The sequence below is a fragment of the Heminiphilus faecis genome (genome assembly GCF_008728965.1).
Classification (GTDB): Bacteria; Bacteroidota; Bacteroidia; order Bacteroidales; family Muribaculaceae; genus Muribaculum; species Muribaculum faecis.
Genome location: NZ_VSMC01000046.1, coordinates 1 through 5,328 on the forward strand (window position 1 = coordinate 1; position 5,328 = coordinate 5,328).

Sequence of the window (5,328 nt, forward strand, 5' to 3'; positions counted from 1 at the left end):
ACTTCAAAATTATCTATGAGTACCTCCGGCAGGATGGCTCGAAGCAGTTTTTCCGATTTCATGATGCAAAGGTAATACTATACCACGATACATCCACGTCGCCCACCGGGAAAATCCGCTGACCCGAAATCATCAACGGCCCTGCATAACGGCTCCCAATTCACAAGATCTGTTGATTTCTCAAAATTAAATAATTTCGGATTGAGCCATAATTTACACGACAGTCTACTCACACAAATGTTGTCAATTCACGGCATATATGTTGCAGAGATTTAGTCTGATAGTACTTATTGAGTCAATCTGACCGAGGTAGGCTTTGGTATTGTATCGAGGCATATGGTTTTAAGGCGATTAAGGTCATTGACGGGACGTCGACGTTTGATGCGGCGATTCACAAGCTTGAACACGGCTTCGGCAGCCTGATTTCGGGTCAATCCTGAAACATTGCACAGACGTAGCACAAAAACGTTGTCCTGCATGATGCAGCGCACCGTATCGTGCAACGGGGTCGAGGGTGTGCCCTCTTGAAAAAATCGGGTAACAGCCAACGGAGCATGCTGTGAGACTGTCGGCAAAGCATTTTCAGCTTTAATGTCGATGCCTGATGGCGCCCCCTCCGGCTTGATTGTCGACATCTTGGAGGATTGCGGCACCGCCTTTGCGCGACGTCGGGAGCGGCGCTCGCGAGCACGCATGTTGGCCCGTTTACGTCGGTCAATAACAGCTTTTACCATAAGGAAACCCATCATCGACACCGGGTCAAGGCGGTCGGGTATCGTATCGTTGGCCTGATACTCTTTTATAGCCTCGGTAAGCAGTTGCTGTCGCTCCTCGGGAAGCAGCGATATGGCAAGTGACCATTCGCTGTCAAACTTGAATGTCTTTTTCATGTAGTATGTGCGGTTAAAATTGATTTCATCACAAAGATAACACCTCAAAAACGCGATGTCAAGTCTTCCCGTATACTTTTCTCAGGCACTAACAATAACCGGATGCGATTTCGAACCTTCCTACCGTATTTTAAAATGTTAGGGCCAGAATTAGAAAGCCTTAGTTTTTCCGGTTGGGCCTCCGAAAAAAAGAAAATACTCGCTGTAATTACAATAACATCTGAAATAGTATTTTTTAATTTAGATAATGGCAGAGAAATTGGACGTATTTCCGGAGTGGATGCCATTATGCCTAATGTAATCTATTTATCTGACAAATCTTTTCTCACCATCGGTAATTATATACAGCTTTGGGAAATTAATGAATGACTAATTTTTGTGTCATCCACCTCAACTGCTGCATCCTCATATGTAAGATATATTGGACTATAAGAAATCTAAAAAGATAAATTACATACCTATTGCAATACAATGGTCGTTGTTAAAAAGAGGAAATGTCATTAACATTTCCTCTTTTTAACATTTTATAATACGTGGGGCGTTTCGGAAATTTTATAACTTTGTACCCCATTTTTCCAATTGGAATTATTTTAAATCAATCATAATTAGGTACTATCAGGAACAAACAATGAGAAAAAACATACTTAACTGTCTTTACTTCTTAATATGCAGTCTTTTATTGCTGACCGGTTGCAAAGAGGACGAAATTTCAGATATCGGTTCGGAAGGCGTAAATCCCCCGGATAACGAGCTATTAGTGAAGTTGACTGCAGCAGATTACAATTCTGAGAACACCTACTATATACTCAATGACAATGAGCCTTCAGATGTTTACTTCAACAACAGCCAACGTAGTTTTTATGTAAACCAGCCATTACAACTTACTCTTGATGACAACCACTATTTTCAACTTCGCTTCTACAGCCCGCGCAAGTTGTCAAACGTAACCATATGGGCGAAAATTGACGGATATGAAGAAGCGTTCAAATTTATGGAATTGGAAGAAATCAGGCCATTTCAACAGCTAAGGATACATATACCGTTTGCCACCAAAGACTTGACGGCCTATACTCGGAGTGGAAAAAAGATTCAAATTATGGCGAATCGGTATCTGACCGAGGAAAACTTTACTTTCGAGGTGGAAAGTGACGATCCATATTACAAAAAGTTACAATCCATTAAATGTAAATGGCAAATCACATTCAGCGGCTACAGTGGCGATGGTAATTGGAAATATAAGCTTCTCCCTCCCCATGCTCGCGAAGCGGTAGCTCTGGCTCTAAACATGAGCTATATGTATTCGTCAGAAATATTCGAGATGGCATTGCAGGAATTCGGCCCATTGCATAAAGACAACAACAAAACAGTTATTGACAAGGATTTATTATTAAAGCAGGTTCTCAATCATTCAGGATTGCGTTTCGGACACTGCAGCGGAGTTAACGGTTTGGGAGGCGGCATAACATACGGCTTGAACGAATGGTGCTACATAGAACACTATGCCGACGACACAAATGAGACTCATACAGCATTCCATGAGTTGGCACACTGTCTGGGTTATGGACACAACGGCAACATGACCTATGAACAGACCGGACCGGGCTGGATTACGCTTTGCGCCAACGTATATCGGTCGATGTCGCTTGACAAGGAGCTTCCGGTCTATTCACGACGCTTTATGCACACCCGCAGAAATAAAAACAGATACAGCAAAAACGACCTGTATAAGGCATCCAAATATGTCATCGAAGATTCTGAACTGGACGCCATAGACGGCGGTCTGTCGCCACTGCGTGAAGAGACGACCGACTTAGGGGGAAATGACGGAGAACCGCTTTCATTCAAATTGGATTACACGGCACTGCCCGGGGCTACATCCGCTTCTTTCCGGCCCAAAGATGTATATGTATACGGCGACACCCTTTACATCGTTAATGATGCCGATAACAATTACAGCCTTGAGGTATTCAGCATGGCAGAAAGAAATATCGCGCACATGGAAAGCATCAGGGAATGGACTGAGCAAAATACAACAAAGACATTCAAAGGGCGTCCAAACGGTGTCGTACGGGCCAATGACAGAATTTATGTCACCCATGAAGGCAATCGCACGGAAATATTCGATGCAAAAGACCACTCCTTCATAACATGTATCGGAAACGGCAATTGGGGCACGGGTTCCAACCAGACCGTACATGCGTTTGACATAGTGATTCACAAGGGAGCTATAATGATCCGAGACAAACGATATGTTGATTTCGTACAAGAACAGTCGGTATATCCGGGAGAGATCATGTACATATTCTCACGGTCGGAAAATCTTGGTGAGTCAGGCGGCACTTACGGAATGGCTGTAAACGAACATACAGGACTGCTGTATTCCACTCATCCGGCAAAACGCATAGACATACTCGACCCCGGCAACATACGTGAATGTATAGCCCACACACGCACCCGACAATTAGCTTACAAGAACAATCCTTATGCACTTGATTTCTACAAAGGACGCATGTTTGTAAGTTCCAATGGCAATGAGAAGTTCTGCGATGTCAATCCGGAGACCGGAGATATCATTAAAAACCACACTGTCATAGGAGACATAACCTTACAGGCGCCCGAAAAGTTCTGCATACGCCGCAATACATTGTTTATCATAGACCGGCTAAAAAACAGATCATGTGTATACGCCATTCCTATGAGTGAATTGAAGTAAGAGCATAACCCTATAACTGAAAAATAACGACATGAAGATATATAATTACATATTGATAATACTGCTGGGTATTTTGACTGCGCAATGCAGCAAAGATGAGATTGCTGATTTGGAGCCCGACCTAACCGACCCGGATGACTACAACAGCTACTGGTATTACTCCTACGAGGCAGCACAGCTGATTGACGGTCATACATTTGGCATGGAGGCGGAAGAGTTCACTCCCTATACGGTAGTTCATCTGGGCGACACACTGTTTATAGCCAACACGGGAAATGCCGGTAATAGTCTGATGCTGTTCTCTCAGAAAGAAAATAAGTTGCTCAAAACACTGAAAACATGGAACTTTAACGGTAAAAGGCTGCAATTCGAGAGCAGTATAGAAGCTATTGTGCCGGCAGGAGAACGGTTATATGTAGCCGAACGCCAGTCACGCATACATGTATTCAGCCTTCCTTATCTCACCTACATTACCTGCATCGGAAACGGCAATTGGGGCGGCCCGGTTTTTCAAGCGCAAGCGCTTGCCGTCAATAACGGTCTTATCTATGCACGCGACAAAAACGGGAAAGTCAGCATCTATAAGGAATCGGAAGCCACACAGGAAAATTACCAGAAAACAAAACGTTATCGGCAGGTTGCCGGTAACGGTACGGCAAACAATGCTTTCGCACCTCACTATATGCAGTTTGTAGATGAAATGAAAATCCTGCTTACTGATTATGAAGGAAAGAGAATACGAGTACTTGATGGCGCATTGGTAAATGATGATTTGGAAAATAACAGCTCCATCGACATGGAAGATCTGACACTGTCACTTGACTTTAAGCCGAAAACGTTGGCTGTGGGAAAGGCACGGTGGTACGCTACCGGCGATAATAACGCCATCAACATATATGACAAGCAGTCGCAGAAATGGACTCACCGACTGAACTCGGTTAAAGGATACGCATTCGCCCAACCCGCCCGCGTCTACGCACAAAACGATTCCGTACTATGGGTTTCAGACACGCACAACACAAAGCGCACACTGGTAAAAGTAGCTGTTCACAAAGGCGAAATTCGCGAATAACGGACCACATGCCGAAATTTTTGTGAAACATTTGCGAAGCATTTTTGGCGCATGGTAAAAAACCTGTGTTTAAGCGTATATTTTGCAAAGTCGGAAGATGAAAAATTTAGTGTCGTTTACGCCGTGTAGTTTGGCTCTGAATGCCTTGATTTTTGAGTTGATCGATGCGGCAGATGCGTTTGTTGAGCGGTTGTCAAAGAAGTTGAGTATCTCGTCGGCGTGCTCATAAAATGTGGCAGCAATGGTATTGAATGACTTGAAACCGGCTTGGGCGACGCTGTTGTACCATCGGGCAAGATTCAATCGGGCGCAGTCTTTTGTCGGGCGTCTGTTGAATATGGTCCTTAGGTTTTGGGACAGCCTGTAGGCTTCCTTCAGGTCCGGGTATAGCCTGAACAGCATCCCGGCCCGCTGCCTTTGCGAGACCGTCCACTTTTCGGGAGATTTGAACAGCGCATAGCGGCCTCTTGCCAGCAGTTCCTTGAGCGTGTCGCCGTTTTCAAGACGTTCCGCCACATACTTGCGTCCCTCGATCTTTGCGCTCTCCCTGCCGTCGGTATCGGCATTGATGGCGTCCCAACGGTGCTTTATACGTATTTCCTGAACAGCGTCAAGGGCGAGCCGCTGTAGATGGAACCGGTCAATCACACGTG

Annotated in this window: 5 protein-coding genes; 3 read left to right on the forward strand and 2 right to left on the reverse strand. The window is 44.7% G+C overall.

All coding sequences use genetic code 11. The annotated features are described in order from the left end of the window. Nucleotides 1-287: 287 nt before the first annotated feature. Nucleotides 288-890, reverse strand: coding sequence for a DUF6291 domain-containing protein (locus tag FW767_RS12565; protein ID WP_121700388.1), 603 nt, complete (start codon nucleotides 888-890; stop codon nucleotides 288-290). A 135-nt stretch (nucleotides 891-1,025) separates the two neighbouring features. Between FW767_RS12565 and FW767_RS12570 the strand changes: the two genes are divergently transcribed. The 3 genes from FW767_RS12570 (at nucleotide 1,026) to FW767_RS12580 (ending at nucleotide 4,675) form a co-directional block, all read left to right on the forward strand. Beyond that, complete coding sequence (locus FW767_RS12570; RefSeq protein ID WP_121700389.1) at nucleotides 1,026-1,259, forward strand: hypothetical protein; 234 nt, start codon at nucleotides 1,026-1,028, stop codon at nucleotides 1,257-1,259. 259 nt (nucleotides 1,260-1,518) lie between these two features. Beyond that, entirely contained in the window at nucleotides 1,519-3,603 is a 2,085-nt protein-coding gene (locus FW767_RS12575; protein ID WP_121700390.1) for a hypothetical protein, read from the forward strand. Between the two features lie 31 nt (nucleotides 3,604-3,634). Beyond that, a complete protein-coding gene (locus FW767_RS12580; RefSeq protein WP_121700391.1) occupies nucleotides 3,635-4,675 on the forward strand; it encodes a quinoprotein amine dehydrogenase in 1,041 nt (346 codons plus the stop codon). A 69-nt stretch (nucleotides 4,676-4,744) separates the two neighbouring features. Here FW767_RS12580 and FW767_RS12585 read toward each other — a convergent pair. After that, a partial coding sequence (locus FW767_RS12585; RefSeq protein WP_235898127.1) for an ISAon1 family transposase occupies nucleotides 4,745-5,328 on the reverse strand: 584 nt, incomplete at its 5' end.